Source organism: Solirubrobacter deserti (assembly GCF_027587175.1).
GTDB classification, from domain to species: Bacteria; Actinomycetota; Thermoleophilia; order Solirubrobacterales; family Solirubrobacteraceae; genus Solirubrobacter; species Solirubrobacter deserti.
The window spans coordinates 1-24,665 of the sequence record NZ_JAPCID010000062.1 but is presented as its reverse complement, the minus strand read 5'-3'; the positions used below and the strand labels follow the sequence as shown (position 1 = coordinate 24,665).

At 70.6% G+C, this 24,665-nt stretch carries 26 protein-coding genes; 13 read left to right on the top strand and 13 right to left on the bottom strand.

Annotated elements, in window-relative coordinates:
- Nucleotides 1–153: a hypothetical protein gene (locus tag OJ962_RS29515; protein WP_270006794.1), complete on the bottom strand. Its 153-nt coding sequence runs from the start codon at nt 151–153 to the stop codon at nt 1–3.
- Nucleotides 154–254: 101 nt separating this feature from the next.
- Nucleotides 255–761, bottom strand: a complete 507-nt coding sequence (locus OJ962_RS29510) for a hypothetical protein (protein ID WP_202958573.1) — start codon at nt 759–761, stop codon at nt 255–257.
- Between the two features lie 101 nt (nt 762–862).
- Here OJ962_RS29510 and OJ962_RS29505 point away from each other — a divergent pair, with 101 nt between their 5' ends.
- Nucleotides 863–1,516, top strand: a complete 654-nt coding sequence (locus OJ962_RS29505; RefSeq protein ID WP_202958574.1) for a response regulator transcription factor — start codon at nt 863–865, stop codon at nt 1,514–1,516.
- Complete coding sequence (locus OJ962_RS29500) at nt 1,513–2,820, top strand: HAMP domain-containing sensor histidine kinase (RefSeq protein ID WP_202958575.1); 1,308 nt, start codon at nt 1,513–1,515, stop codon at nt 2,818–2,820. Before OJ962_RS29505 ends, OJ962_RS29500 begins: the two co-directional genes overlap by 4 nt.
- A 27-nt stretch (nt 2,821–2,847) precedes the next feature.
- On the opposite strand, the gene OJ962_RS29495 is transcribed toward OJ962_RS29500, so the two are convergent.
- Both OJ962_RS29495 and OJ962_RS29490 read right to left on the bottom strand, forming a co-directional pair.
- A complete protein-coding gene (locus OJ962_RS29495; protein ID WP_202958576.1) occupies nt 2,848–3,993 on the bottom strand; it encodes a hypothetical protein in 1,146 nt (381 codons plus the stop codon).
- 354 nt (nt 3,994–4,347) lie between these two features.
- Entirely contained in the window at nt 4,348–10,074 is a 5,727-nt protein-coding gene (locus OJ962_RS29490) for a ThuA domain-containing protein (protein WP_202958577.1), read from the bottom strand.
- Between the two features lie 188 nt (nt 10,075–10,262).
- Between OJ962_RS29490 and OJ962_RS29485 the strand changes: the two genes are divergently transcribed.
- Genes OJ962_RS29485 through OJ962_RS29475 form a run of 3 tightly spaced genes read left to right on the top strand, consistent with a single transcriptional unit; the run spans nt 10,263 to nt 12,638 of the window.
- Nucleotides 10,263–10,982 carry an SDR family NAD(P)-dependent oxidoreductase gene (locus tag OJ962_RS29485; RefSeq protein WP_202958578.1) on the top strand — a complete coding sequence of 240 codons (720 nt, stop codon included), beginning with the start codon at nt 10,263–10,265 and terminating at the stop codon, nt 10,980–10,982.
- On the top strand, nt 10,963–12,018 hold the full coding sequence (locus OJ962_RS29480) for a M20 family metallopeptidase (protein ID WP_202958579.1): 1,056 nt from the start codon (nt 10,963–10,965) through the stop codon (nt 12,016–12,018). Before OJ962_RS29485 ends, OJ962_RS29480 begins: the two co-directional genes overlap by 20 nt.
- Complete coding sequence (locus tag OJ962_RS29475; protein WP_202958580.1) at nt 12,018–12,638, top strand: hypothetical protein; 621 nt, start codon at nt 12,018–12,020, stop codon at nt 12,636–12,638. The genes OJ962_RS29480 and OJ962_RS29475 overlap by 1 nt, the downstream gene beginning before the upstream one ends.
- On the opposite strand, the gene OJ962_RS29470 is transcribed toward OJ962_RS29475, so the two are convergent.
- The 3 genes from OJ962_RS29470 to nthA are packed head-to-tail and all read right to left on the bottom strand — an operon-like array spanning nt 12,635 to nt 14,089.
- A complete protein-coding gene (locus OJ962_RS29470; protein WP_202958581.1) occupies nt 12,635–12,877 on the bottom strand; it encodes a hypothetical protein in 243 nt (80 codons plus the stop codon). The genes OJ962_RS29475 and OJ962_RS29470 overlap by 4 nt on opposite strands.
- A complete protein-coding gene (locus OJ962_RS29465; RefSeq protein ID WP_202958582.1) occupies nt 12,864–13,475 on the bottom strand; it encodes a nitrile hydratase subunit beta in 612 nt (203 codons plus the stop codon). The genes OJ962_RS29470 and OJ962_RS29465 overlap by 14 nt, the downstream gene beginning before the upstream one ends.
- Entirely contained in the window at nt 13,472–14,089 is a 618-nt protein-coding gene (gene nthA, locus OJ962_RS29460) for a nitrile hydratase subunit alpha (RefSeq protein WP_202958583.1), read from the bottom strand. The genes OJ962_RS29465 and nthA overlap by 4 nt, the downstream gene beginning before the upstream one ends.
- A gap of 66 nt (nt 14,090–14,155) precedes the next feature.
- On the opposite strand from nthA, the gene OJ962_RS29455 reads away from it, so the two are divergent.
- From OJ962_RS29455 to OJ962_RS29425, 7 genes are all read left to right on the top strand, one after another.
- A complete protein-coding gene (locus tag OJ962_RS29455; protein WP_202958584.1) occupies nt 14,156–14,464 on the top strand; it encodes an STAS domain-containing protein in 309 nt (102 codons plus the stop codon).
- A gap of 11 nt (nt 14,465–14,475) precedes the next feature.
- Nucleotides 14,476–15,741, top strand: coding sequence for a sensor histidine kinase (locus tag OJ962_RS29450; protein WP_202958585.1), 1,266 nt, complete (start codon nt 14,476–14,478; stop codon nt 15,739–15,741).
- Complete coding sequence (locus OJ962_RS29445; protein ID WP_202958586.1) at nt 15,738–16,367, top strand: response regulator; 630 nt, start codon at nt 15,738–15,740, stop codon at nt 16,365–16,367. The genes OJ962_RS29450 and OJ962_RS29445 overlap by 4 nt, the downstream gene beginning before the upstream one ends.
- Before the next feature lie 36 nt (nt 16,368–16,403).
- Nucleotides 16,404–16,721: a hypothetical protein gene (locus tag OJ962_RS29440; protein WP_202958587.1), complete on the top strand. Its 318-nt coding sequence runs from the start codon at nt 16,404–16,406 to the stop codon at nt 16,719–16,721.
- An 88-nt stretch (nt 16,722–16,809) separates the two neighbouring features.
- Nucleotides 16,810–17,337: a YceI family protein gene (locus OJ962_RS29435; RefSeq protein ID WP_202958588.1), complete on the top strand. Its 528-nt coding sequence runs from the start codon at nt 16,810–16,812 to the stop codon at nt 17,335–17,337.
- Nucleotides 17,338–17,342: 5 nt separating this feature from the next.
- Nucleotides 17,343–17,894 (top strand): NADPH-dependent FMN reductase, encoded by a 552-nt coding sequence (locus tag OJ962_RS29430; RefSeq protein WP_202958589.1) that lies wholly within the window; start codon nt 17,343–17,345, stop codon nt 17,892–17,894.
- Nucleotides 17,894–18,484 (top strand): TetR/AcrR family transcriptional regulator, encoded by a 591-nt coding sequence (locus tag OJ962_RS29425; RefSeq protein WP_202958590.1) that lies wholly within the window; start codon nt 17,894–17,896, stop codon nt 18,482–18,484. The genes OJ962_RS29430 and OJ962_RS29425 overlap by 1 nt, the downstream gene beginning before the upstream one ends.
- Here the strand turns inward: OJ962_RS29425 and OJ962_RS29420 are convergent.
- The 5 genes from OJ962_RS29420 to OJ962_RS29400 form a co-directional block, all read right to left on the bottom strand.
- Nucleotides 18,468–18,752 (bottom strand): hypothetical protein, encoded by a 285-nt coding sequence (locus OJ962_RS29420; protein ID WP_202958591.1) that lies wholly within the window; start codon nt 18,750–18,752, stop codon nt 18,468–18,470. The genes OJ962_RS29425 and OJ962_RS29420 overlap by 17 nt on opposite strands.
- A gap of 65 nt (nt 18,753–18,817) precedes the next feature.
- Nucleotides 18,818–19,870, bottom strand: coding sequence for an LLM class flavin-dependent oxidoreductase (locus OJ962_RS29415; protein WP_202958592.1), 1,053 nt, complete (start codon nt 19,868–19,870; stop codon nt 18,818–18,820).
- A complete protein-coding gene (locus OJ962_RS29410; protein ID WP_202958593.1) occupies nt 19,867–20,127 on the bottom strand; it encodes a hypothetical protein in 261 nt (86 codons plus the stop codon). Before OJ962_RS29410 ends, OJ962_RS29415 begins: the two co-directional genes overlap by 4 nt.
- On the bottom strand, nt 20,124–21,638 hold the full coding sequence (locus OJ962_RS29405) for an FAD-binding oxidoreductase (protein ID WP_202958594.1): 1,515 nt from the start codon (nt 21,636–21,638) through the stop codon (nt 20,124–20,126). Before OJ962_RS29405 ends, OJ962_RS29410 begins: the two co-directional genes overlap by 4 nt.
- Entirely contained in the window at nt 21,635–22,825 is a 1,191-nt protein-coding gene (locus tag OJ962_RS29400; RefSeq protein ID WP_202958595.1) for a (Fe-S)-binding protein, read from the bottom strand. The genes OJ962_RS29405 and OJ962_RS29400 overlap by 4 nt, the downstream gene beginning before the upstream one ends.
- Nucleotides 22,826–23,009: 184 nt before the next feature.
- On the opposite strand from OJ962_RS29400, the gene OJ962_RS29395 reads away from it, so the two are divergent.
- Nucleotides 23,010–23,213, top strand: a complete 204-nt coding sequence (locus OJ962_RS29395; protein WP_028066915.1) for a cold-shock protein — start codon at nt 23,010–23,012, stop codon at nt 23,211–23,213.
- A gap of 56 nt (nt 23,214–23,269) precedes the next feature.
- Here OJ962_RS29395 and OJ962_RS29390 read toward each other — a convergent pair whose 3' ends face one another.
- The gene (locus tag OJ962_RS29390; RefSeq protein WP_270006792.1) at nt 23,270–24,442 is read right to left on the bottom strand and encodes an alpha/beta hydrolase; all 1,173 of its coding nucleotides are present in this window, start codon (nt 24,440–24,442) and stop codon (nt 23,270–23,272) included.
- Between the last annotated feature and the right edge of the window lie 223 nt (nt 24,443–24,665).

Genomic DNA, 24,665 nt, shown 5'->3' with positions numbered 1-24,665 from the left:
TCACACGAGCGTGGCCGCGCAGGCGACCTGCGCGGTCCACGCCGTCGTGCGCAGCCAGTTCGCCCGCACGAGGACGAGCAGGGCGGGCTTGCTCGCGGCGCGTTCCAGGCGCCCGTGCAGCGGGGCGAACACGAGCCCGGTCACGGCGAGCACGCCGACGGCCTCGGCGGGGCGCCGGCGCGTGCACGCCGGCGCCCCGCCGATGCTCGGAGAGCGCTCCGGGAGCGCAGGGCCCCGGAGCTGGGTCGCTCCCGTTAGGCCGCCGGCGTCGTGCGTGCCTTCGGGCGCTGCTGGCGAGATGCCTTTGCGCGCGCCGGCTCGGCGCCGCACGAGCCACCGTCCCCGGCGGTGCCCTTCTTTTCGACCCCGCCAAAGCCGCACGCCTTCAGCGCGTCCTCGCCGGCGGCCGTCCGCGACTGCTCCAGGATCCACGGCTTGAGCGCGTCGAGGCCCACAGGCGGCTCGAGTCCCTTGCCGGCCAGGCAGGTGCGCAGCTCATCCGGCTCCGGGCTGGAGGGCTTGGGAGCCTGCGCATCGCAGGCCTCGAACGCGTCCTCGAGGCCGGCGGTGTCGGAATGGGCGCCGATCCACTCCTTGAACGCGCGGCCTTCCAGGCCCGCGGGGACCGGGACGCCCTGCGTACGCAGGCAGCGCTCGAAGGTGGCGGCGTCCTCCGGCGGCGATCCGCTGTCGGCCACCGCAGGGATCGTGACCGCGGCCGCGACCGCGGTGGCGGCGATGATGGTGAGAAATCGCTTCATGCCTCGAGTCCACCGCGCAACGATGACAACCCCGCGGTACCGAAGATGAACATCCGTGGAAAACGCGTCCGCTGCGGCCGCCGGGGCGCGAGACTGTCGCGGTGTCCACCGTGCTGCTGATCGAGGACGACCCGGAGATCGTCTCGCTCTTGGGCGACTTCCTCGCCGTCGAGGACTTCGGCGTCGTGTCCGCGCTCGATGCCGGTGGCGCGATCGACGCCCTCGGCGCCCACGCGATCGCGTGCGTGCTGCTGGACGTCATGCTCCCCGACGGCTCCGGCTTCGATGTGTGCCGTCGCATCCGTGAGCATTCCGACGTGCCGGTGCTGTTCTTGAGCGCGCGCGGCGAGGACGAGGACAAGCTGCGTGGGCTTGCGCTGGGCGCCGACGACTACATCGTCAAGTCCGCCACTCCGGCCGAGGTGGTCGCGCGCGTGAAGGCGGTCCTGCGTCGCACGTCGCCGGGCGGCACGCGGCGGCGGGAATACGGGCGCTTCGTCATCGACCGCGACGCCCACGAGGTCACCGCCGACGGCCGGCCGGTGGCGCTGACCGCGCGGGAGTTCGAGCTGTTGACGCTGTTCACCGACCACCCGCGCCAGGTGCTCTCACGCGAGCAGATCTACGAGGCCGTGTGGGGCTCGTGGGGCGATCGCAGCGCGGTGCCCGTGTACGTGCGGAGGCTGCGCGAGAAGCTCGCTCCGGAGCTGATCACCACGGTCTGGGGCGTCGGCTATCGGTTCGATCCGCCATGAGGTCGCTACGGGTCTGGCTGTCACTCGGGCTGGCGGCGGCGATCGTCGCTCCCGCCGCGGCCGGGCTCGGCGCCTGGGTCCTGGCGGGTGGCTGGCAGACCGCGCGCGAAGACGACCGCCTGGCGCAGGCGATCGGCGTCCTGGGCGCGGCTGATCTCGCGCGCTGGGACGTCCTGGCCGACCAGTTGACGCGGGTCGGCGTCGAGGCCGACCTCACCGCGGCCAAGCCGAAGGACGCCAAGGCGGTCACGGAAGCTCAGCTGAAGGTGTTCAGGTCGCCCGCGCCGAGGCTGCTCACGCCCGGTCTGGAGGCGATGCAGCAGTCCGCCGACTTCAAGCGAACCATGCTGGACGACTACCGGACGCAGTCCGTCGTGGGCCCGGGGATCGAGGGGACGCTGTTCGTCGCACGCGACAGCGCGGCCGTCCGGTGGGGAATCGCCCTCGGTTGCGGAGCGCTCGCGCTCGCGCTCGTGCTGGCGCTGGCGGTCGGCCTGCTGCAGCGCTGGGTGCTGGGCCCGCTCGCGCGGCTGGCCGACGGGGCGGAGCGGATCGCGGGCGGCGAGCTGGCGATCGAGCCGGTCACCACGCGCGCCCGCGAGGTGGCACAGGTCGGGGACGCGATGAGCGGCATGGCCGCCGCTCTGGAGCGTGCGCTCGGCACCGCAACCGCCGCAGAGCGCGAGCGGCGGTTCCTGCTGACCGCGATCGCCCACGACCTGCGCACCCCGCTGTTCACCCTGCGTGGGTCGCTCGAAGCGATCGAACGCGGGATCGGCGATGAGCAGTCCCTCGCGCGCGCCCAGGACAAGGCCGCGCACCTCGATCGCCTCGTTGGTGCCTTGTTCGCGTTCTCGCGCGTGGAATACGCCAGTGACGCGCACGCGGGCGAACCGGTCGACCTGTCGGCGATCGCGCGTCGCGCGGCGGAGACGGTCGAACCGGGCTCGTTGCGAGTCGATCTGGTCACGGACGGACCCGTTCCGCTCGAGGGGGACCCGGTCGCGCTGCAGCGAGTGCTCACCAACCTGCTCGACAACGCGCTCCGACACGCACGCACGCGCGTCGAACTGCGGGTGACCGGGCCGTGCGTCGAGGTCTCCGACGACGGCCCGGGCTTCGCCGCCGAGGACCTCCCGCACGTGTTCGATCCGCTCTACCGCGGCGACAAGGCGCGGGGAACGGGCGGCGCCGGCCTGGGGTTGGCGATCGCCCGGCGGCTCGTCCAGGCGCACGGCGGCGAGGTGGTGGCCACCAACCGCCCGGAGGGCGGCGCGCGCGTGACCGTGACGTTCGCGTCGTAGGTGGCGGTGCGCAGCGGCACGCTCCGGCTAGAAGCTCGACGGCAGCCCGGTCACGTGGAAGAACGGGTTGTAGCCCTGGATCCAGTTGTAGTGGACGCCGACGTACCACGCGTCATTGACGTAGTCCCAGACATAGCGGCTGAGGCCGCCGGCCTGGTCGGCCGTGAACTCGATGAACGGGCAGCCGGGCATCGTGCCGTGCGCGTACTCACGCCAGGCGTGCGTCGCCCGCTGGCGAGGCGTCGGCAGCGCCATCACGACTTCGTTGAAGTAGCGACGCTTGGCGGGGTCCGGCAGGTTGGAGCGCTCGATGTCGCGCGCGGTGACGGCGGGCGCGACGCCGAACTCGGCGACGATCGCCTGCCGGGTCCCCGCGTGACCGCCGGGGCCGGCGTGGTGGTTGGCCCAGTTGTTCGCCGCCAAGTCGAGCGTCGGCGCCACGTTGTGCTGGACCAGCCATCCGGCCATGTTCATGTGCGCGCTGCGCACGGCCAACCCGTTCGCGGCGAAGTCGGCCGTGCTCCAGCTGGGCTGAGCCATGTACGTGGCGGCCTGCCCGAGGGCCTGGTTGCGCGCCGCGACCGTGGCCTGCGTCGTGGCGACGCCGTTGCTCATCGCCGCGCTCACGTCGTTGAGGTCGGTGAGCGGGATCACGCTCGGCACGCCCTTGCTGCGCGACTTCAGCGTGGCCTTGGGGATGATCCGCTTGAACACGCCCTCTTCGCGGTCGCTGACCTTCGGCGCGCGCGGGGTGGCGACGACGAGTGCGCCCTCGACGTTCGACCGGTGTGGCGTGAGCGCGTTGAGCCGGGGTGCCAGGTTGTTCGCGACGTGCTGGATCACCACGTCCGTCAAGGTCGGCATGTCGACGGCCGCGAGGTTCGCGGTGTTGATGTTCTGCACCCGCGCCTTCTCGGCCGGATTGCAGGTTCGGTAGAAGTTGCTGTCCTCGAGCGTGGTCACGAACGTCGCGGCATTGACGTGCCCCGTGTGGAACCGCCCTGAGGTGGGGTCGTAGTCGATGTTCTGGACGTCGAGGAAACGCGCCACGGCGCGGTTGCCCGCACCGCGCTGAAGCGCGAGCAGCTGCTCGATCGCAGAGGGCTGCTCCGCGCGGCGTCGGGGCTCGCCGGGGCGCGAGCGATCGGTCGGGACCGGCTCGTGAGTCCGCATGTTCAGAGCCTCGACCGCCGGCACGGCATGCGCAAGGTGCGTCCGCGCAGGCCCTCGCCTCCCGTTCGCCCGCTCCCGCCGCACCCGTCGCACCCGCCGTGGCGACATGACAGCGCACGGCGCGCGACCGGTCAGTCCGGATTCCGGCCCCGCCGGGACGAGACGCGGCGCGTGCAGCGCATGCGCGTGATCGCGACGAGCGGGTGTGTCGGCACCCTTACACCGGGCGGTCGCTTCACTCGACCGCCGGGCCCCCCTCAACGACCAGGGGGCGCCGGCTCGTGCACGCCGGCGCCCCCCGATGCCCGGAGAGAGCTCCGGGAGCGCAGGGCTCCCGGAGCTGGGTTGCTCCCGTTAGGGAGTCGTGGACGACAGCGTGAACACGACCTGCTTGCCGTAGCTGCCGCGCAAGAGCGCCTCGTCGGCGGTGATGGTCTGGCTGACGGTGACCGGCACGCTGCGCGCCGCGACCGGCGAGCTGTACGCGGCCAACGTCAGCGGGTCCGCGCTCAGCGCGCCGAACGCGCCGTCGCCCGCCTTGAACCGCACGGGCTGGGTCAGCGCCATGGTGCCGTTGACCAGCTTGCCCGGCGCGGTGCTGCTCGGGTCACGCACGGAGAACGTCGCCGAGGGCAACGTCGACGTCACGGTGGCGGGCACCGTCGTCGTGTAGTCCTGCGCCACGCCCGGGGTGAACGTGCCGAGGCTGATGGCGTTCCCGAGCGAGATCGAGAGCACCGTCGGCACGTTGCCCGTGACGTCGACGGGGACGTTGGTGGACTGCGTCGGGTTGGTGACCGTGATCGCCGCGAGCGTCTTGGTCGCCGACGCGCCGCGCGCATCCGTCACCTTGACCACCGGCGTGTACGAGCCCGCCGTGGTGTAGGTGAACGACGGGTTCTGGCCGCTCGTCTCGAACGTGCCGTTGCCGTCGAGGTCCCACGCGTAGGTGAGCGCGTCACCGTCGGCGTCCGTGGCCGTCGCGGCGAACGTCACCGCGAGCGGAGCCGCGCCCGAGCTCACCGACCCGGTCGCCGTCCCGATCACCGGGTCGGCGTTCGCGGGCGCGACGCCGCAGGCCGCGGAGGCCAGTTTGCCCGCCGCGATCTCGATGCCGGCACCGATGTGCGCCAGGAAGCCGGCCTCCTGGAAGGACGCCGACGTGTGGCCCATGCCCGTGTACCACGAGCGGCCGCCGTCGTAGCGCTGGCACCACGAGATCGGATGGTCGTCGTCGGTCGTGTTGCCGTCGTCCTCGGCGTAGGTCGTCTCGTCCATCGTGAGCAGGACGTGCACGCCGGGGGTCGCGCGCGGCGAGTAGTCGTCGTTGGACGTGTTGCTCGGCGCCTTGTAGTTGTACCACTCGTCCGTCCGCGTCCAGCGGGCCTCGAGGCCGATCGTGGAGGGGTCCGTGAGGTCCTCCTTGATCACCGTCGCCGTCGGGGTCCCGGCCGGGTGGTTGCGGAAGTACGCGCCCACCAAGCGGCCGTACCACGGCCAGTCGTACTCGGTGTCGGACGCGGCGTGGATGCCCACGTAGCCCTTGCCGCTCTTGATGAAGTTCTCGAACGCGACCTGCTGAGAGGCGTTGAGGACGTCACCCGTCGTCGAGAGGAAGATCACGGCGTCGTAGTGCGACAGGATGTCGGCGGTGAACAGCGACGCGTCCTCGCTGGCGTCCAGCTGCCAGTTCTTCGAGGTCGCCAGAGCCTGCAGCGCGGTGATGCCCGCCCCGATGTTGTCGTGGCGGAACGCCGCGGTCTTGGAGAACACGAGCGCGCGGAGCTTCTTCGTCGCGTCGTCGGGGGCGAGCACCGTGACCGTCAGGTTGCGGGTGGTGGTGCCGCCCTTGCCGTCGCTGACCGTCAGCTTCACGGTCTTGGTGCCGGCCGTGGCGAACGTGGTGGACGCCGAGGCGCCCGTCGCGTCGTTGGTGCCGTTGTTGTCGAAGTCCCACGCGTAGGACAGCGTGTCGCCGTCCGCGTCGGTCGCGGCCGCGTTGAAGGTCGTCGCCAGCGGCGCGATGCCCGCCGTGTTCGACGCCGTGGCCGTGGTGATGACCGGCGCGGTGTTGACCGGACCGCCGCCACCGCAACCGGTGGAGCCGTTGACCTTGAAGTAGTCGAAGGTCACGGTCTTGTTCGCGCCCGCGGCCTGGCCACTGATCGTGAAGAGCCCGAACCTCGGGGCGGTCTGCGTGTTGGAGACGGTCGCGAACGACGACACCCAGGTGGTCCCGTCGAGCGAGTACTCGCCCTTGTAGGTCGTTCCGGTCTTCGTCAGACGCAGCCAGAAGTTCGCCGTCCCCGTGGGGATCGCCGTACCGGTGGCCTGCGGCTGCGGGCTCTGGGTCGCCCCGCCCTGCTCGGAACGCAGCTCGATGCGGTTGATCCGCGTCTGGTTCTGGTCGGAGATCGCGTCGAGCTTGACGTAGTTGTCGTCGTCGGTGTAGATGAGCAGGCCGCCCTGGCTGAAGCCGCCCGTGATCGTGCCGGAGAGCTTGGTCTCCAGGACGTAGTCGCTCCCCGCGTTGGTGGGGGACTGCAGGATGAAGTTCCGGGTGTTCGCCGGATTGCTGGTGGTGTTGATGTCGCCTTCGACCGTGGTGATCGTCAGGGCGCCGTTGGCGAGGGAGTACTTCGTGTCGTCCTCACGGACGATCGCGTTCCAGCGGGTCTTGTTGAGGCTGGTGCCGTCGAACTCGTCGCCGGGGACGAGCGGGACGGGCACGTTCGTGCCCTCGAGGGTCACGTAGTCGAACTGCGCGTTGGTCACCGTCGTGGCGGCGTTGGACAGCGCGAAGACGCCGATCTTGGCGTTCGCGGGCTGGACCGCGCTGCGGCCGACGGCCGTCCACGTGGTCCCGTCGGTCGAGTACTCGCCCGTGATGTTGGTGCCATCGGACTTGACCCGCAGGAAGAAGTCGTTCGGGAAGTTGGCCGCCAGGTTGGCGGTGCCGTCCTGGCTGGCGTTGCGCGGCGTGCCCGCGACCTCGTTGATGAACTCGAACTTCTCCACGGGCGTCGTGGCGCTCGCGGCGTTGGTCGAGACGCGGTCGAACTTCGTGTAGTTGTCATCGTCGCCGTAGACGAGGATGCCGGCCTGCTGGTACTGCACCAGGCCCTTGAAGTTGACCTTCGTCGTGAACGTCCAGGCACCAGCGGGCGCCGGGCGCAGGACGAGGTTCTTGGCGTTGTTGGTCGTCTGGTAGACGTCGCCGGCCTGGGCCGGGATCGTCAGCTTGCCGTCGGCGACGGTCAACGTCTGGTCGCGTCGCACGACCTCCCAGCCCGCGCCGAGGTCACCGCCGTCGAACTCGTCCTTGTAGCCGGGGAAGCAGCCCGAAGGAGCGGTCACGTTGACGGTGAGGGTCTTGGTCACCGTGCCGCTCTGGCCGTCGGTGACGGTCAGCGTGGCCGTGTAGGTGCCCGGGTTGGCGTAGGTGTACGTCGGATCCTCGACGGTCGACGTGTCCGCCGACGTGCCGGGGACGCCGAAGTCCCACGCGTAGGCGAGCGTGCCGCCGTCGGCGTCGGTCGCCGTGGCGTCGAACTTGACGGCCAGCGGCGCGACGCCGCTCACCGGCGTGGCCGTGATCGCGAGCTCCGGCGACGCCGTCTGCGCGCCGCCCTTGCCGACGAACTCGATCCAGTTGAGGTTGAACAGGTTCTGCGTGTTGCCGCGGTTGCGGAACACGAGGAACAGCTCGGTCGTGGTGGCGGGCGGGTTGGTCAGGTTGAGCCTGACGTCCTTGAACGTCTGCCAGCCGCCGGTGGGCGTGATGGTCTCGGTCGTGCCGATGAGCGTGCCCGTGGGCGAGCCGGAGCGGACCTCGATGGTCCCGCCCGCGCCCGCGGAGGCCACGCGGAACTTCATCGCGGTGACGTCCTTGAGGTTCACCGGCTTGTAGGAGACGTAGTCGCCGTCCTCGATGAACCCGATGTTCAGGCCGCCACCGGCCGTGTCGGTCGTCGTCTCGGTGGTGACGCCGGCGGCGCCCGCCGTCGTGCCGTCCGCGACGCGGCCCGTGGCGGAGAAGAACTCGGCCTGCTTCTCCTTGGGCTGCAGGATCGCCTGCGCGCGCTCGGTCAGCGGGACGATGCCGCCGGGGCCGCCGCGGTCGGTGTACGCGACCGTGAGCACGGTGAACGTGTTGGCCTCGGGGCCGTGGCCCGCGGCGAGGCCGGAGGCGAGCACGCCCTCACAGCCCGTGGCGCTCGTCAGGTCGTGCGAGTGCTCGTCGTGGCCGAGCGCGAGCTTGACCGTGATGTCGTTGCAGTTGATGCCCGAGCCGGTGCTGCCGTCCTCGGGGTCGGTGATCGAGATCTTGTACGGGATCTTGTCCGTGAAGGACGCGACCTGGCCGTCCAGCGGCGTCTCGATCGTGACCGTCGGGGCGCGGTTGCCGACCGAGATCTGGATGTTCTGGACCGCGGTGAGGCCGGTCTGGTCGGTCACCGTGAGCTTGGCGGTATAGGCGCCGTTGCTCGCGTAGGTGAACGACGGGCTGATCGCGGTGGAGTCGGTCGTGCCGTCGGACGTGAAGTCCCAGGCGTAGGTCAGCGGGCCGCCTTCGGGATCGCTCGAGCCCTCGGCGCTGAAGTTGACCGCCAGCGGCGCCAGGCCGCTCGTGACCGAGGCCGACGCCTTGGCGATCGGTGACTTGTCACCGGCGATGTAGTCGACGCGGTAGACGCCCGAGTCGGCGTTGTTGCCGTTGAAGCCCGAGCCCCACTCGATCACGTAGAGCGCGCCGTCGGGACCGAAGTCGAGGTCCATCGGGCGCTTGTAGCCCGTGCCGAGCGCGAAGTTCTGCACGCCGGTCATCGCGCCGCTGGCGTTCAGGTCGGCGGTCTTGATCCAGCCCTGGTTCCACTCGCCGATGAACCACTTGTCGTCGTAGTAGGCCGGGAACTTGCGGTCCGAGACGAGGTTCGGGTCGTAGTGGTAGCGCGGACCGCCCATGGGGGCGCCGCCGGTGCCGAGGCCCGGGAAGCGCGGGTCGGTCTGGCTGAACGACAGCCACGCCGTGGCGCCGCGGGCGGCCGGCAGGTCCGTGAGGCCCGTGTTGTTGGGCGACTCGTTCTTGAGGTTGGCGCAGTCGAACTGCGGTCCGGACGTCGAGGTCGCGAAGTTGTAGTCGTTGTAGGCGGTGTTGTCGCGGATGCAGTACGGCCAGCCATAGTTGCCCGGGCTGGCGACGACGTTGAACTCGACCGAGCCGGCGGGGCCGCGGTTGGCGTTCGCGGTGCTGGCGTCAGGGCCGTAGTCGGCGCTGAGCACCCAGCTGGTCTCCGGGTCCACCGTGAAGCGGAACGGGTTGCGGAAGCCCATGGCGAAGATTTCGGGCCGCGTCTTGTCGCTCGCCGGGAACATGTTGCCGGGCGGGACCGTGTAGGTGTTGCCCAGCCCGGGCGTGCCCGTCGGGTTGTCGACCGGCTTGATGCGCAGGATCTTGCCGTTGAGGTCGTTGGTGTTGGCCGAGGTGCGCTGAGCGTCCCAGGCGGAGCGACCCGTGCGCTCGTCGATCGGGTTGTAGCCGTTGGAGTCGAACGGGTTGGTGTTGTCGCCCGTCGAGATGTACAGGCTGCCGTCGGGGCCGAAGTAGAGCGAGCCGGAGGAGTGGCAGCACTGGCCGCGCTGGTGCGTGAAGGTCAGGATGCGCTGCTCAGAGCCGAGGTCGAGTGAGTCGCCGTTGACCTTCAAGCGCGACACCACCTGCGTGTTCGAGCTGTCGGGCAGCTGGGAGTAGAACAGGTAGACCCAGTTGCTGGTGGCGAAGTCAGGCGCCAGCTGGAGGCCGAGCAGCCCGTTCTCCTGGCTGGTGGTGACGGGAACCGTGCCCGCCGTGACCGTCTGGCGCGTGTTCGGCTTCCAGATCATCAGTCGTCCGTCGCGCTCGATGTAGAAGACGCGCCCGTCCGGGGCGACGTCCAGCTCCATCGGGTTGGACGTGTTGTCGTCGAGCGTCACCTTCTGGAAGTCGCCGGCCGCGGGCACCTGTGCCCGGGCGGCGCCTGTCCAGCACAGGGACAGCGCAATCACGGCGATCGCGGCGGCGATCGGCCTCGGTAGACCCATATCCTCTCCTCCTGTCGTTCGGCCTGCCGAACAACTATTCAGCCAGGCGTCGGAGCATCCTGTAGGACTGTCTGACAAAAGTCAAGACGGCCTGGCGGAGTGGACGGACGGTGGACCGTAGGTCCAGCCTGAGCTGGTTTCGCCGGGTTAAGCAACTATTCGAAGGTCTAAGGTCACGCGCCATGCGTATGGCATTGATCACCGGCGGAGGCACGGGCATCGGTGCCGCCGCCGCGCGCGCCCTCGCCGCCGAAGGTGTGCGGGTCGCCATCACCGGCCGGCGGCGCGAGCCGCTGGAGGCGGTGGCGGAAGAGACGGGCGCGGCCGTCGTCGTGGGGGACATCGTCACCGACGCCGCGCGGATCGTCGAAGAGGCCGTCCAGGCGCTCGGCGGTCTGCACGTGGTCGTCAACAATGCGGGCACGATCCGGCGCAACGTGCGCCTGCACGAGCTCTCACACGAGACGTGGGACGAGCAGATCGCGGTCAACCTCACCGGCCACTTCCGCGTGCTGCACGCCGCGCTGCCGGTGCTACTCGAAGCCGACGGCGACCGCTCGATCGTCAATGTCGGTTCCACGCTCGCCCACAAGCTCGTGCCCGGCATCGGCGCCTACGCGGCGGCCAAGGGCGGCATCGTCTCACTGACCAAGGCGCTCGCGGTCGAGTACGGCCCCGACGGCATCCGCGCCAACGCCGTCATGCCCGCCGTGGTCAAGACGGACCTCGCCTACACCGACCGCCCGGACTTCGAAGCGCGCGCCGACGCGATGGCCGCCGCCTACCCGCTCAGGCGGCTGGGGGAGAGCGAGGACCTGGCGGCCGCGATCGCGTGGCTCGCCTCGCCCCGCGCGGGCTGGGTCACGGGCACGATCCAGGACGTCGACGGTGGCTTCAGCGTCGCCTGAGCTCGAGCTCACGCGTGAGCTCGTCGCGCTGAACACGGTGAACCCGGGGCTCGTCCCGGGCGCGCCGGGCGAGCGGGCCGCGGTCGAGCTGCTTGCCGCGCGGCTGGAGCCGCAGCACTTCGCGATCGAGATCGTGGGGCCGGAGGACCGTCCGAGCCTCGTCGCGACGCGCCGAGTGGGCGACGGCCCGCTGCTCGCGCTCAACGGCCACCTCGACACGGTCGGCGCGGGCGGGATGCAGGACCCGTTCACGCCGCGGATCGAGGACGGGAGGCTCTACGGCCGTGGCACGTGCGACATGAAGGCGGGCGTCGCGGCCTGCGTGGTCGCAGCCGAGGCCGTCCCGGCCGCGAACGTCCTGCTCGCGCTCGTGGCCGACGAGGAAAACGACAGCCTCGGCACGCTCGCCGTCCTCGAGCACCTCGGCGCCGACCTGCCCGGCGCCTGCATCGTCGCCGAGCCGACGTGGCTGGAGCTCGCCGCCACGCACCGCGGCTTCAGCGTCGTGGAGGTCGAGATCCGCGGCCGCGCCGCGCACTCCTCGCGCCCGGACGACGGCGTCAATGCCGTCGAGCACCTCGGCCGCCTCCTGCACGCGCTCGAGCCGCCGCTGATGGCGACGGTCGTCCACGGCGGCACCGCGCCGTTCCTGATCCCCGACCGCGCCGTCGCGACCGTCGAGCACCGCACCCAGCCGGGCGAGCCGCTCCACGCGGGCCTCGACGCGGTTCGCGCGCTGATCGACCGGCTGGACCTCGACGCCACCGCCACCGAGCTGATCGCCCGCGAGGCCTGGCAGCTCGCCGACGGCCCGCTCGTCGACCTCTTCGACCGCGCGCTCGACCATCCGGCCCGCTTCGACGCGCCCTACTGGATGGAATCCGCGCTGTGGGAGGCTGCGGGCGTCCCGACGGTCGTCTGCGGCCCGGCCGGCGGTGGCCTGCACACGGACGTCGAGTGGGTCGACCTCGAGCAGCTCGCCGTCTACACGCGTGCGCTCACCGAGATCCTCCGCGGCTGGCGCGATCAGGGCTGATGCGCCGGCGCCGTCTCCAGGCTCAGCAGCCGTACCCGATCGTCGGCAAGGTCGGCAAGCGCCAGCTCAAGGCCATCCCGGACCTCTGCCGGGCGGGTGAGCAGCCGCGGTTCGTGATCGCCGAGGGCATCTACGGGGCGCTGGTCGCGTTCGAGGACCGGCTCGTGATCGTCAAGAAGACGGCGACGACGTTCCCGTACGCCGAGATCGGCGAGATCCGCTACTCGGTCAAGCGCTTCACCGGCAAGCTGGAGATCGTGGCGGTCGACGAGGTCGACGGTCGCGAGACGTTCTGGAAGCAGGCGCTGGACGTGCGCAAGCGCACGGACGCGATGGCGCTGACCGTCGACGTGTTCGAGAAGGCGCAGGAGCGCGTCCGCTGGTTGCGCGGGCAGATCGCCGGGCCGCGCCGGGTCGAGGTCGACGCCGAGGAGTTCGGCCGCGCGTTGATCGAGGAGGTCCGCGACCCGGTCCTGGCCCGGTCGTTCCCGGCACCGGACGCGGTGGTCGAGGAGGTCGTGGACGCGGTCCTCGCCCAGCTGCTGCGGACGCTCGACGACCAGCGGCTGAGCCCGTGGTACCTGGACTGGGTGGCGGACTACAGCGAACGGACGGACTAGGCGAAGTCCGCGTCGGTGAGCTCGATCGGCTCGCCGTGCGGCGTGCGGTGCGCCGCGCGGTCCCACGCGGCGCGCAGCCCGGTCAGCTCGTCGGCCGACGTCAGGCCGCGCTCGACGACGGCGCGCTCGAGCGCGTCGAGCAGCTCCAGGTAGTCGGTCTTGCCCGACACGTCCGGCCAGTCGAGCAGGAGCACGGCCAGGGCTTGGACCTCGGCCTGCCAGGGCTCATCGAACGGCATCGAGGTACGGCTCGAAGGCGTCGATGCAGACGGTCGAGCGCGGGTCGCCGTCCGGACCCCACAGCTCCTCCCCGGTGAAGGCCACCGCGTACAGCCACTGCGGATCCTCACCCGCGCCGGTCGCGTTGACGTCCGGGAACACGTGAAAGCCGTGCACGCGCTCGATCACGCCGACCTTCCCCCGCGCGTAGCGGGGCAGCCGCGTGTGACCGACCGGGTTGATGTTCTTCGTGACCACGCGATCGCCGACCGCGAACGCGGCCTCGCGGATCGGCTCGCGGTCGGCCGGCCCGCCGCGGGCGAGCACGGCCGGGACCTCCTCGGCGCGCAGGACACGGTCGGGCTTCCCGCGCTCGGCGATCAGCCGCTCGAGCCCCGCCAGCCAGACCTCGTAGTAGCTCAGCGACAGATACTCGGCGGGCGGCCGGTTCTCGCGCGCGAACCGCGACATGTCGATGTTCCAGCGCCCGCCCGCGCCGCACGCCAGCACCATCGCCAGCACGCGCATCTCCCACTCGCCGTGGAAGATCGGCTCGTCCACCTCCGGCACGACCGGCCCGAAGCCGTGCACGCCGCCCATGTCGTGCGCGCCGTTCACAACCGGCTCCCGGGACGAGACGGAGTCTGAGCCCCTGACGGCACCCCCACGCCGATCATCGCGTCGCGCGTGACGAGCGAAGCCAGCCGCGCCTCGTCCCAGCCGTCCGTTCCGGCCGGCCGCATCGGCACGACCAGATACCGGACCTCGGCGGTCGAGTCCCACACGCGCACGGAGACCTCGGAGCCCAGCGTCACCCCGAAGTCGGCGAGCACCCCGCGCGGGTCCGACACCGCCCGGGAGCGATACGGCGCGCTCTTGTACCAGACCGGCGGCAGCCCGAGCACGCTCCACGGGTAGCACGAGCAGAGCGTGCACACGACCAGGTTGTGCACGGTCGGCGTGTTCTCCAGCGCAACCATGTGCTCGCCCTGGCGCCCGCGGATGCCGAGCTCGGCGATCGCCGCCGTGGCGCCGCCCAGCAGTCGCTCCCGGTAGGCCTCGTCCAGCCATGCCCGGGCTACGACCCGCGCGCCGAGATGCGGGCCCACCTGGGTCTCGTAGGTCTCGACGAGCGCGTCGAGCGCCGCCGGGTCCACATGGCCGCCCGCGACCAGGGCGCTCTCGAGCGCCCGAACCCGGACCTGCACGTCAGAAAGGTCGCTGTGTGTCATCCGCCCGTCAAACGATAAGCCTCCGCGTTGGCGGAAGCCATCGAGGGGGTATTCACCGCCGCACGCATGGACGACGACCTCACCATCACCGAATCACGCGACGACACCACCGTCACCGTTGCCGCGAAAGGCGAGATCGACCTCTCGAACGTCGGCGACCTGCGCGACGCCGTGACCTCGGCGTGCGAGGACTGCGATCGTTTGCGGCTGGACCTGTCCGAGATCGAGTTCATCGACAGCACCGGGCTCGGCGGCCTGCTCGAGCTCCGCAGCACGCTCAGATCGCGCAACGTCACGCTCGAGATCGTCGCCGGTGACGGGCCGGTGCGCCAAGCCGTCGAGATCACCGGCCTCGGGGAACTGCTCGCGCACTAATACTTCACCGGGTGAGCAGCGCGTCCGCCGTCACCCGGTTCCTGCTCGGCAGCCTCGCCGCGATCGCGGTGATCCTGATCGGCGGCTTCTTCGCGCTGCGCGACGTCGCCACCGAGGAGGCCGAGCGCGACACGCGCGAGCGGGTGGTGATCGAGGGCCAACTGGTGCAGACGGCGCTCACCGAGGGCGTCCTCGAACGCGAGCCCGAGGCGCTGCGCAAGGTCGACGAGATCGTGCAGGGTCAGATCCTCGGCGCGTCGGTGGTGCGCGTGAAGCTGTGGGCGGCCGACGGCACGATCCTGTACTCCGACGAGCCGCGCCTGATCGGCGAGCGCTTCACGCTCGGGGAGGAGGAGGCGGAGCTGTTCGAGACCGGCGGCTCGGACGCCGAGCTTTCCGACCTCTCCGAACCCGAGAACCGCTATGAGCGCCAGGAGGGCAAGCTGCTGGAGGCGCACGCGCCGATCCGCACGCCCGAGAGCGGGACCCAGGTGCTGTTCGAGATCTACCAGCGCTTCAGCTCGATCAACGCCAGCGCCAGCCGCATCCTGTCCACGCTGATTCCGCCGATGGTCGCCGGCCTGCTCGTGCTGCTGCTGTTCCAGGCGCCGCTGGCGTGGTCGCTCGCGCGCCGCCTGCAGCGCGGCCACGCCGAGCGCGAGCGGCTGCTGGCGGGCGCCATCGAGGCGCAGGACCGCGAGCGGCGGCGGATCGCGGCCGACCTGCACGACGGCGTTGTGCAGGACCTGGCCGGCGTCGCGTTCGGCCTCGCCCCGCTGGCCGCCGACGCGCGCCGGCGTGGCAACGACGAGGAGGCGCGCGTGGTCGACGATGCCGTCGACACCCTGCGCCAAGGGGTGCGGGACATGCGCACGTTGCTGGTGGAGATCCACCCGCCCCGGCTGGAGTCCGCGGGCCTGGAGCCGGTGCTCGACGACCTGCTGAGCCCGCTGCGCGCGCAGGGCGTCGTCACGCACCTCAGCGTCGAGGAGCCCGTCCGCGACGAGGCGCTCGTCTACCGGGTCGCCCGTGAGGCGCTGCGCAACGTCAGCGAGCACGCGCAGGCGAGCACGGTCACGGTCGCCGTCACGCCCACGCGGCTCACGGTCACCGACGACGGCCGCGGTTTCGACGCTTCCGAGCGCGCCGGGCGCGCCGAGCAGGGCCACGTCGGGCTCTCGCTGCTCGACGATCTGGTCGCGCAGGCGGGCGGCACGTTGACCGTGCGATCGAACCCCGGCAAGGGCACGACCGTAACGCTGGAGATGCCGCGATGATCCGCGTCCTGCTCGCCGACGACCACGGTGTGATCCGCGACGGTCTCGGCCGGCTGATCGGCGGCCTGGAGGACGTCGAGCTCGTCGGTACGGCGGCCGACGGCGCCGAGGCGATCGAGAAGGCGGCTCAGCTGGAGCCTGACGTCGTGCTGATGGACCTCGACATGCCGCGCGTGGACGGGATCGAGGCCACCCGCCGCATCCTCGCCCGCCAGCAGACGAACGTGCTCGTGCTCACGGCGTTCTCCGACCGCACCCGCATCCTCGGCGCGCTCGAGGCGGGTGCCTGCGGCTACCTGCTCAAGGACGCCGCGTCCGAGGACGTCGCGGAGGGCATCCGGGCCGCCGCGCGCGGCGAGTCCCCGCTCGACCCACGTGCCGCCCGCACCGTGCTGTCCGCGCGCAGCGAGCCCGACCCGCTCAGCGGCCTCTCCCAGCGGGAGCGCGAGGTGCTCGACGCGCTCGTCGAAGGGCTCCCGAACAAGCTGATCGCGCGCCGGCTGGAGATCTCCGAGAAGACCGTCAAGTCGCACCTGACCCGGATCTTCCGCGTGCTCGACGTGACCGACCGCACGCAGGCCGCCCTGTGGGCGGAGCGCCACGGAGTCGGCCGAAAGTCCCATTGAGTCCCCGACCGGGGCGTTGGCACCGTCCCGGCGTAGATGTTGCGCCGCCGCCTGCTGCCGTTGCTCCTGCTGCTCGCGGCCGGCTGCGGGAGCGTGCGCGCGGCCGCTGACTGCCTGACGCTCGACGTCCGGCCCGAGGGGAAGCGCCTCGCGGCCACCGTGCGCGTCGGTGGGCGCGAGGACTGGCGCGTGGTGATCGTCCACGAGGGGCACGTCGCCTGGCGCGGAACGGCCCACGGGCCGTTCACCTACACGCACCGCATGAAGGACTACAGCGGCCCGGATCGCGTGACCGTCCGGGCCACCGGACCGGGCGGAGAGGTCTGCACGAAAACCGATCAGGTTTCGGACTAGTTGCATCTGAAATCGGATTCGCTACAGTGTCCTCCGTAAGCGGAATCGGTTCCGCTTAGGTCACGAAGATTCTACGGAGGACGCCCCAATGAGCACCACCACCGCGCTGGCCGGCACGTTCAACGCCGATCCGGTCCACTCCAACTTCGGCTTCGCCGTCCGTTATCAGGGCGTCTCGCTCTTCAAGGGCACGCTCGACGAGGTCACCGCGACGCTCGTGGACGGCAAGCTCGAGGGCGCCGCCAAGGTCGAGTCGATCTCGATCCGCACGCCCGAGCAGTTCCGCGCGCACGTCCTGAGCGAGGAGTTCTTCGACGCCGCCAACCACCCCGAGATCACGTTCGTCTCGTCCGACGTCGCCGTCGCCGACGACAACACCGTCGAGATCAAGGGCGAGCTGACGATCAAGGGCATCACCAACCCGGTCACCGCCAAGGGCACGTGGATCGCCCCGGCCGCCGACGCCTTCGGCAGCACCCGCGCGCACCTGAACGTCGAGGCCGTCATCGACCGCACGCAGTGGCAGATGAACTGGAACGCCCCGCTGCCGTCCGGCGGCAAGGCGCTCGCCAACGACGTCACCCTCACGATCGAGCTCGCGCTCGTCCAGGCCTAAGCGCCATGCGGATCCTCGGCATCTCCGGCAGCCTGCGCCGAGGATCCCACAACCGCCGGCTGCTCCGGGCGGCGAGCACGCTGCTCCCGCCCGGGGTCGAGCTGGTGGAGTGGGACAACCTCGCGGGCCTTCCCGCCTTCGACGAGGACCTCGAGGCGACGCCGCCGGAGTCCGTGCTGGAGTTCTTCGCCGCGATCGAGGAAGCTGACGGCATCCTGATCGCCACGCCCGAGTACAACGCGTCGCTTCCGGGCGCGCTCAAGAACGCGCTCGACTGGGCCTCGCGGCCGTTCCCGGAGAACGTGCTGCGCGACAAGCCGGCCGCGGTCGTGGGCGCGAGTACCGGCCTGTTCGGCGCCGTCTGGGCGCAGGCCGAGGTGCGCAAGGCGCTCAAGGCGTCCGGCGCGCACCCGATCGAGAGCGAGCTCCCCGTCGGGCTCGCCGACTACGCGTTCGCGGAGGACGGCACGCTCAACGACCCCGAGCTCACGGAACGCTTCAAGGATCTCCTCGCCGATCTGGTGCGGGAGGTCACGGCCCCGGTCGAAGCCGCCTGATGTTCGAGCTCCCGCAGTTCCAGGAACAACCGCGCGAGCGGGCGGACGCGGCCCGCAACCGTGAGCGCATCCTGACGGCTGCGGGCAGCCTCGTCGCCGAGAGCGGGATCGACGCCGTCTCGATGGAGGACGTCGCGAAGGCGGCCTGCGTCGGGACGGGCACGCTCTACCGCCGCTTCGGCGACCGTGCCGGGCTCGCCTACGCGCTGCTCGACGACCAGACCAAGGACTTCCAGAACGCGCTGATCTCCGGCCCGCCGCCGCTCGGGCCGGGCGTGCCGGCCGCCGAGCGGCTGCACGCGTTCGGCGCGGGCTTCCTCGATCTGATCGAGACCCACGCGGAGCTGATGGTCGCCGCGGCGCCGACGGTCAAAGAGTCCTCGGGCGTGCTCGCGCTGTACGCGACACACCTGCGGATCCTGCTCGCGGAGGCGGCGCCGCACCTGGACGCGCGCTACACGGCGGAGTCACTGCTGGCGATGCTCGACCCCAAGCAGCATCTGCGGATGCGCCACGGGCTCGGCTACTCGCTCGACCAGCTGGTCCGCGGGTGGGACCAGCTGGTGGACGCGCTTACGCGGCGCCCTTGAAGGCGCGGCGGTAGCCCATCACGATCCGGGCCTCGCCCGTGACCGCGCACATCGTGTGGTGGAAGCCGGCGGGGACGATCGCCTCGCCGCCCGGGGAGAGGAGGTGCTCCTCGCCGTCGAAGCGGAGCGCGATGACGCCGTCGATCACGCGCAGCAGGGTGTCGTCCCAGGGACGGACGCGCAGCGGGGCTTCGGCGCCGAGCGTCTCGAAGGTGAGCGTGACGCCGTAGCCGACGGAATCGGAGCGGGAGGAAGTCAGGGAAGCCATTGAGAGCGATCTTCTTAGGCCCGGCTCCCTCCCGCAGACCGGGAGGCGCGAGTGTCGCGGTGCGGCTACCCGAACGCCGGCATCACGCGGTCGTGCACAAGCTGGAGCTGGCCCTGGATGTTGGGCACGTTGGGCACGTCCTCGCCGCTGAAGAGCTTGACCAGCGCGGGATCGGAGAGCGCGAGGATCATGTGGTTCACGCCCGCCGGCTCGAGGTCGGTCTTGATCTTCTCGACCACCTCCTCGGGCGTGCCCGCAAGGCTGAGCTTCTCGGCGTAGTGCGGCTCGAACAGGCTCACGGCCTTCTTGACGTCGCCCGCGCCGAGCGCCTCGACGACCGGCGCCAGCTCGGACGCGTCGATCCCGTGGCGCGCGAGTTGCTCGGCGGGCATCGAGGAGATGTAGAACGCGACCAGGATGCGCGCGGCCTGCTTGGCGGCCGCGCTGTCCTCGCTCACGACCGTCACGACCCAGGCGCCGTTGTCCAGGCTCGCGTAGTCGCGCCCCGCCTTCTCGGCGCCCTCTTTGAGCAGGCCGCTCGAGTAGTCGTAGGCCTCGCGCGAGTACGCGAGCGCCTGGTGCATGCCGTCGGCGATCTCCCCCGCGGTGCGGAACGAGCGCGGGCCCTTCATCGCCCCCATCTTGATCGGGATCCCGCCCTCCTGGACGGGGCGGGCGAACGTGTACAGGCCGGAGTACTTGAAGAAGTCGCCCTCGAAGGTGATCGCGCCGTCGGCGAGGAAGGTGCGCATCACGTGGATGGCCTCCTTCAGGCGGCTGAGCGGCTTCTGGCCCTCCCAGTCGATGTTGTACTGCGAGAGCAGGCCGAAGTTGCCGGTGGAGACGACGATCTCCGTGCGGCCGCCGGTGAGCTCGTCCAGGGACGCCATCTGCTGGCAGATCAACGTCGGCTCGCGCAGGAACACGTGGGTGACGTTCGGGCCGAAGCGGATGTTCTTGGTCTCGCGCGCGGCGGCGGAGAACAGCACCCAGAGGTCCTTGTGCCAGGTCTCGTCGACCGAGTAGCACGCATGGAAGCCGAGCTCGTCCGCGGTCTTGATCATGTCGATCATCTCGTCGAACGAGTAGTCGGGCAGCATGCAGTAGCTGAACCTCATGAGTGATCCTCCGGCATCGTCTCGGACAGCTCGCCGGCGAGCAGCACCTCGTCGGCGAAGTGGGCGTGCATCCAGTCCAGGTGATCCCATCGGGCGTTGAAGATGCGGCGGGAATCCCAGACCGGCATGTCCTGCTGGGGGGTGATCTGCATGAGGTCGGGGTCGACCTCGAACTGGTGCTCCAACCGTTCGATGACGGTGTCGGTGATGCGGCGCGGCTCCGGCGGCGTCTGGTCGCCCAGGCGGAAGATGCTCATTCGTAGGCCTCGTCGAGCGACTGCTTGCCGGGGTTCATGATGTTGTTCGGGTCCAGCGCGCGCTTGATGGCCTTCACGACCGGCCACGCGCTGCCCATCTCCTCGGGGACGAGCTCGGCGTCGCCTTCGCGGGTCGCCCCGTGGCACGCCGTGATCGACCCGCCGTACTTGAGGCTGACCTGAGCGATCTCGCGCTTGCAGCTCACCCAGGCGGCCCAGTTCTCGTCGTTGAGCTTCTGCTCCCAGATGCCCACGTCGATCTCCACCAAGTAGTCGGCCCACGGCTTGTGGGAACCGCTGGTGTAGGCGAACATGCCCCAGTCGTCGAAGATGCCGTACCGCTCGCGGTAGCGGGCGACGATCGCGTGCCACTCCTCGCGCACCTGCGGCAGCACGGAGTAGTTGAGCGCGGCGTCCTCGCAGTGCCAGCTCATCAGCACGGCCTGGCCGTCGAGGTCACGGCCGTGCAGCGGGGTGGCGTAGCGGTCGTGTCTTGACGCCCAGTCTCCCGCGGAGATCTCGTCGCCGAGGTACTTGCCGTCGTTGGAGCGGCCGAGCCGCATGATCTCCTTGGACGCCGGCTCGACCTCGCACCGGCGGCCGTACATCGCGACCGCCACGACGGCCCTCACGGACTCCGGCTGCGGGATGTAGGCCTCGTCGTCGCGGCGCAGGTACTCGATCTTCTTCTCGTCGAAGAGCACGACGCCCGCGAGCGTGGCCAGGCCTGACTTGGTCAGGATGCCGGTGGTGGCGTAGGCCTTCATGTAGTCGTCGAAGGCGAAGAACGCGGCGAACTCGGTCTCCGGGCGGGGAACGAGCTCGAGCGTCGCCTGGGTGGTGATCCCGAGCGTGCCCTGGTGGCCGGTGAACAGCTGCTTGAGCGTGAGGCCGGTGGAGGACTTGCGCAGCTTGCGGCCGCCGCCCTCGGCGATCTCGACGATCTCGCCCGTGGGAAGCACGACCTCCATCGAGATCACGAGGTCACGCGTGTGGCCGAAGCGGGCGCCCAGGAGCGACCAGCCGCCCGTGCCGATCCGCCCGCCGACCAGGCTGCACGGGTAGGAGGCGGGATCGTCGGGATAGATCACGCCGTACTTCTTCAGCTCCTCGTTGAGCTTGAGCATGTTGATGCCCGGCCCGACGGTCACCGTGCGGTCCACGAGGTCGATCTCGTGGATCTGGTTCATGAGCTTGCAGTCGATCATGATCCCGCCGCGCAGCGGGACGGCGCCGTCGCTGAGGCCGGTGCCGCCGGCGCGGGGGACGATCGGGATCCCGTGGCGATTGGCGAGCTTGACGACCTCGGAGACCTCGACGGCCGTGCGCGGGAGGATCACGACGTCCGGGAAGTGCTCGGCCCAGCGGTGCACCGGGAACGGCGCGGGAACGCGGGAGCGGAACGCGCGTGAGCTCCGGTCGGGGCGGACGCGCGCGTCGTCGCCGATGATCGCGCGCAGCTCCGCCAGGACGTGGTCGTCGATCGCGGCCTTGAACGCGGTCCGGCTCACGGCTCGATCCCCGCGCTGATCGCGAGCAGCTCGAACAGGTCCATGACGCCGATGTTCGCCTCGTGGCCGGCGTTGGAGAGCGGGCGCTCGGACCACGGGCAGGCGCTGATCAGCGTGTCGACCTCGAGCTCGGCCGCCCTGGCGACCCGCCGTCTCGAGATCTCCGCCGTGATCTCGGGCTTCTCGATCGGCAGGCCTCCGCCGCCGCCCGAGCAGTAAGACCACTGCGTGACGCGGTCGACGTCGTGGAAGGTGATGCCCGGGATGGCCCGGATCAGCTCGCGCGGCGCCTTGTGGACGCCCTTGCGCTTGTTCAGGCGGCACGGGTCGTGGTAGGTGACCGTGCGCTCGACGGGGTTGGTCAGCTCGATCTTGCCGGCTTGGACGAGGTCGTGGATGAGCTCGACGCCGAGCACGATCTCGAACTCGTAGTCGTCCGGGAAGTACTTGGGGTAGTCCTCGGTGAACGCGATGAAGTCGTGCGGGTCGGGCGCGATGATGCGCTTGGCGCCGACCGCGCGCCAGTCCTGCACGTTGTGGGTGGCGTGCTTGAGCGCGAGGTCCTGGTAGCCCATCTCCGCGGCCGGGCCGCCGCAGCACCACTGCTCGCGCATGAGGCCGAACTCGACGCCCGCTCGCTGGAGCAACTGCGCGAACGCGCGTGTATATGACGTTCGGTAGAAGGCCGCCTCGCAGTCGACGAACAGGATCGTCTCGCCGCCGACCGGGATGTCCAGGCCGTCCGCCCAGTCCGCGACGTGCTCCTGGGACACGCGGACGTCGCCGAGCACGGGCTCGTTGTGGTCGAGCGCCAGCCGCTCGTTCCACAGCTTCCAGCCCTCGCGCTCGTTGCCCGTCTCGACCATCAGGGCGCGCATCGCCTTCACGACGTCGACGGTTCTCGTGCGATGGCGGTAGAAGTCGCCGGTGAACAGCGTGTTCGGGCATCTGAGCTCGCACGCGCCGCACTGCGTGCAGTGCACGAAGTCGTCGGCGACGTCCTCCACCTCGACCAGCCCTTTCTCCATCGCGACGATGCTCGCGTGGAAGGCCGTGGGCGTGTGGTTCTCGTTCCGCGTGACCTGCATCACGGGGCAAACCTCACGGCAGAATTTGTGCCCGGAGGAGAAGCAACCGTACGCGTTATCGCGCCAGCGCTCGGCGAATTCCAGTTCCTTCTCGCCCACCCGTCTCTCCCTCGTCGTGGTGCCTTGTGAAGATCCTATGTCGTGGGGGACGCATGAGGGCGCAGGATCTGTCTAGAATGTCTGGTGTAAGGGCCGACAACGGCCAACAGCAGTGCGCAGCGCCCGCAAGTTGCTCCAAGGCTCCTCCGCGTTCGCAGCACACAATCCTCGTGGAGGCATCCCAATGGCAACTGGAACCGTGAAGTGGTTCAGCGACGAAAAGGGCTTCGGCTTCATCACGCCCGATGACGGTGGCAAGGACCTGTTCGTCCACCACACCGGCATCAACAGCAACGGCTTCCGCACCCTCGCCGAGGGCGCGAAGGTCTCCTTCGAGGCCGAGAACGGCCCGAAGGGCCCGAACGCTGTCAACGTGACGGCGATCTAGTCCAGAACCACCAGTTCTGAGCGGGCGCCCGCGGCAAGAGCCGCGGGCGTTCGTCGTTAAAGGGCCTGGTCGAAGAACCGGGTGACGCGGCGCTCGTACTCGGCGGGGCGGGCTTCGATGCCCTTGATGTGCCGGGCCTCGGGGATCTCCCACAGATCGGCGTCCGAGCCCTGGGCGTAGACGCGGTTGAGCGTCTCGCCGTTGGGCGTGCGCGGAGCGGCGATCAACAGCGTCGGCTGCTCGATGCGCCCCGTCAGGCCGTCCAGGTGGCGCGCGGGCGTGTCGCCCGTGGCCAGGAACAGGCCCAGGTCGTGCGCGGCGTATTGGATCACGCCGATCGCCCGCTCGGGCGTGGACATCCCCGGCCGGTCGATCGCCTCGGCCATCGTGCGCGCCCCGGCGCCTTCGGAGACCACGGCGTCGAGTCCGTCGGCCTTCGTGGCCGCCTCGAGCATCATCTCGCCGCCCACCGACAGGCCGAGCCCGCCGATCCGCGTGATCCCGCGGCCTTCCAGGAACGCCACCGCGCCGCGGATGTCGGCCTCGCCGCCCCAGCCCATCGTGTTCGGCTGGCCCTCGCTGACGCCCTCACCACGGCGGTCGAACAGCAGCACCCCGTACCCGTGCCGGGCGAGCATGCGCGCGTGCGCCTGCGGACCTTTGCGGCCGGGGAACACGATGACCGCCTTGCCGTTGCGCGAGGGGACGTACCAGCCCTTCAGGGCGAGCCCGTCGCTCGAGCGGAACGTGACGTCCTCGTGCGCGAACGTCGGCTCCGGCACCGTGGCGCTGGCCACGTGGGCCTTCACGTACGCGGTCGCGAACGGCACGACGCCGAACAGCAGCGCGACCAGGCCGACGGCGGCGGTCGCCAGACGGCGCTGGCTGCGCCACCATTCGGCGATCCCGACGCCGATCAGGGCCAGCGCGGCCGGGAGCGCCAGCCACCCGGTCACGTCGTCGGCGGACAGGCCGACCTCGCGGGTGTAGTAGACGGCGTCGAGCCCGGCCGCGAGGCCGAGGACGCCGGTCGTGACGGCCAGCGCCGCCCGGGCGGCGTTCGGCAGGCGCGGATAGGCGTAGGCCGCGAGCGCGAGCAGGGCGAGGGGAACGAGCGCGGCGAGCGGGCGCTCCGTGACCGGCACGCCGGCCGGTGGCTGCAGGACGGTGTCATCCAGGACGCGCAACGCGATGACGCCGAACGCGGCGCGTGCGAGGTTCGTGAGCATGCCTCCACGGTCCCAGCGGCGGGGCCGCGCGGCCATGGGAGCCGCCGCGAGAAGGCGTCGCGGCCAGTGGCCGGACGCGGGGCGGAGAACCGCCCGCGCAGCGGGGGAGAGCGGGACCGCCCGAGGTGGGCCGCCCGCCGTGCCGCCGCCCCGCCGCCGCTGGTCGCCGCGCCGCCGTTTGTCGCCGCGCCGCCGTTTGTCGCCGCGCCGCCCTCGCCGTGCC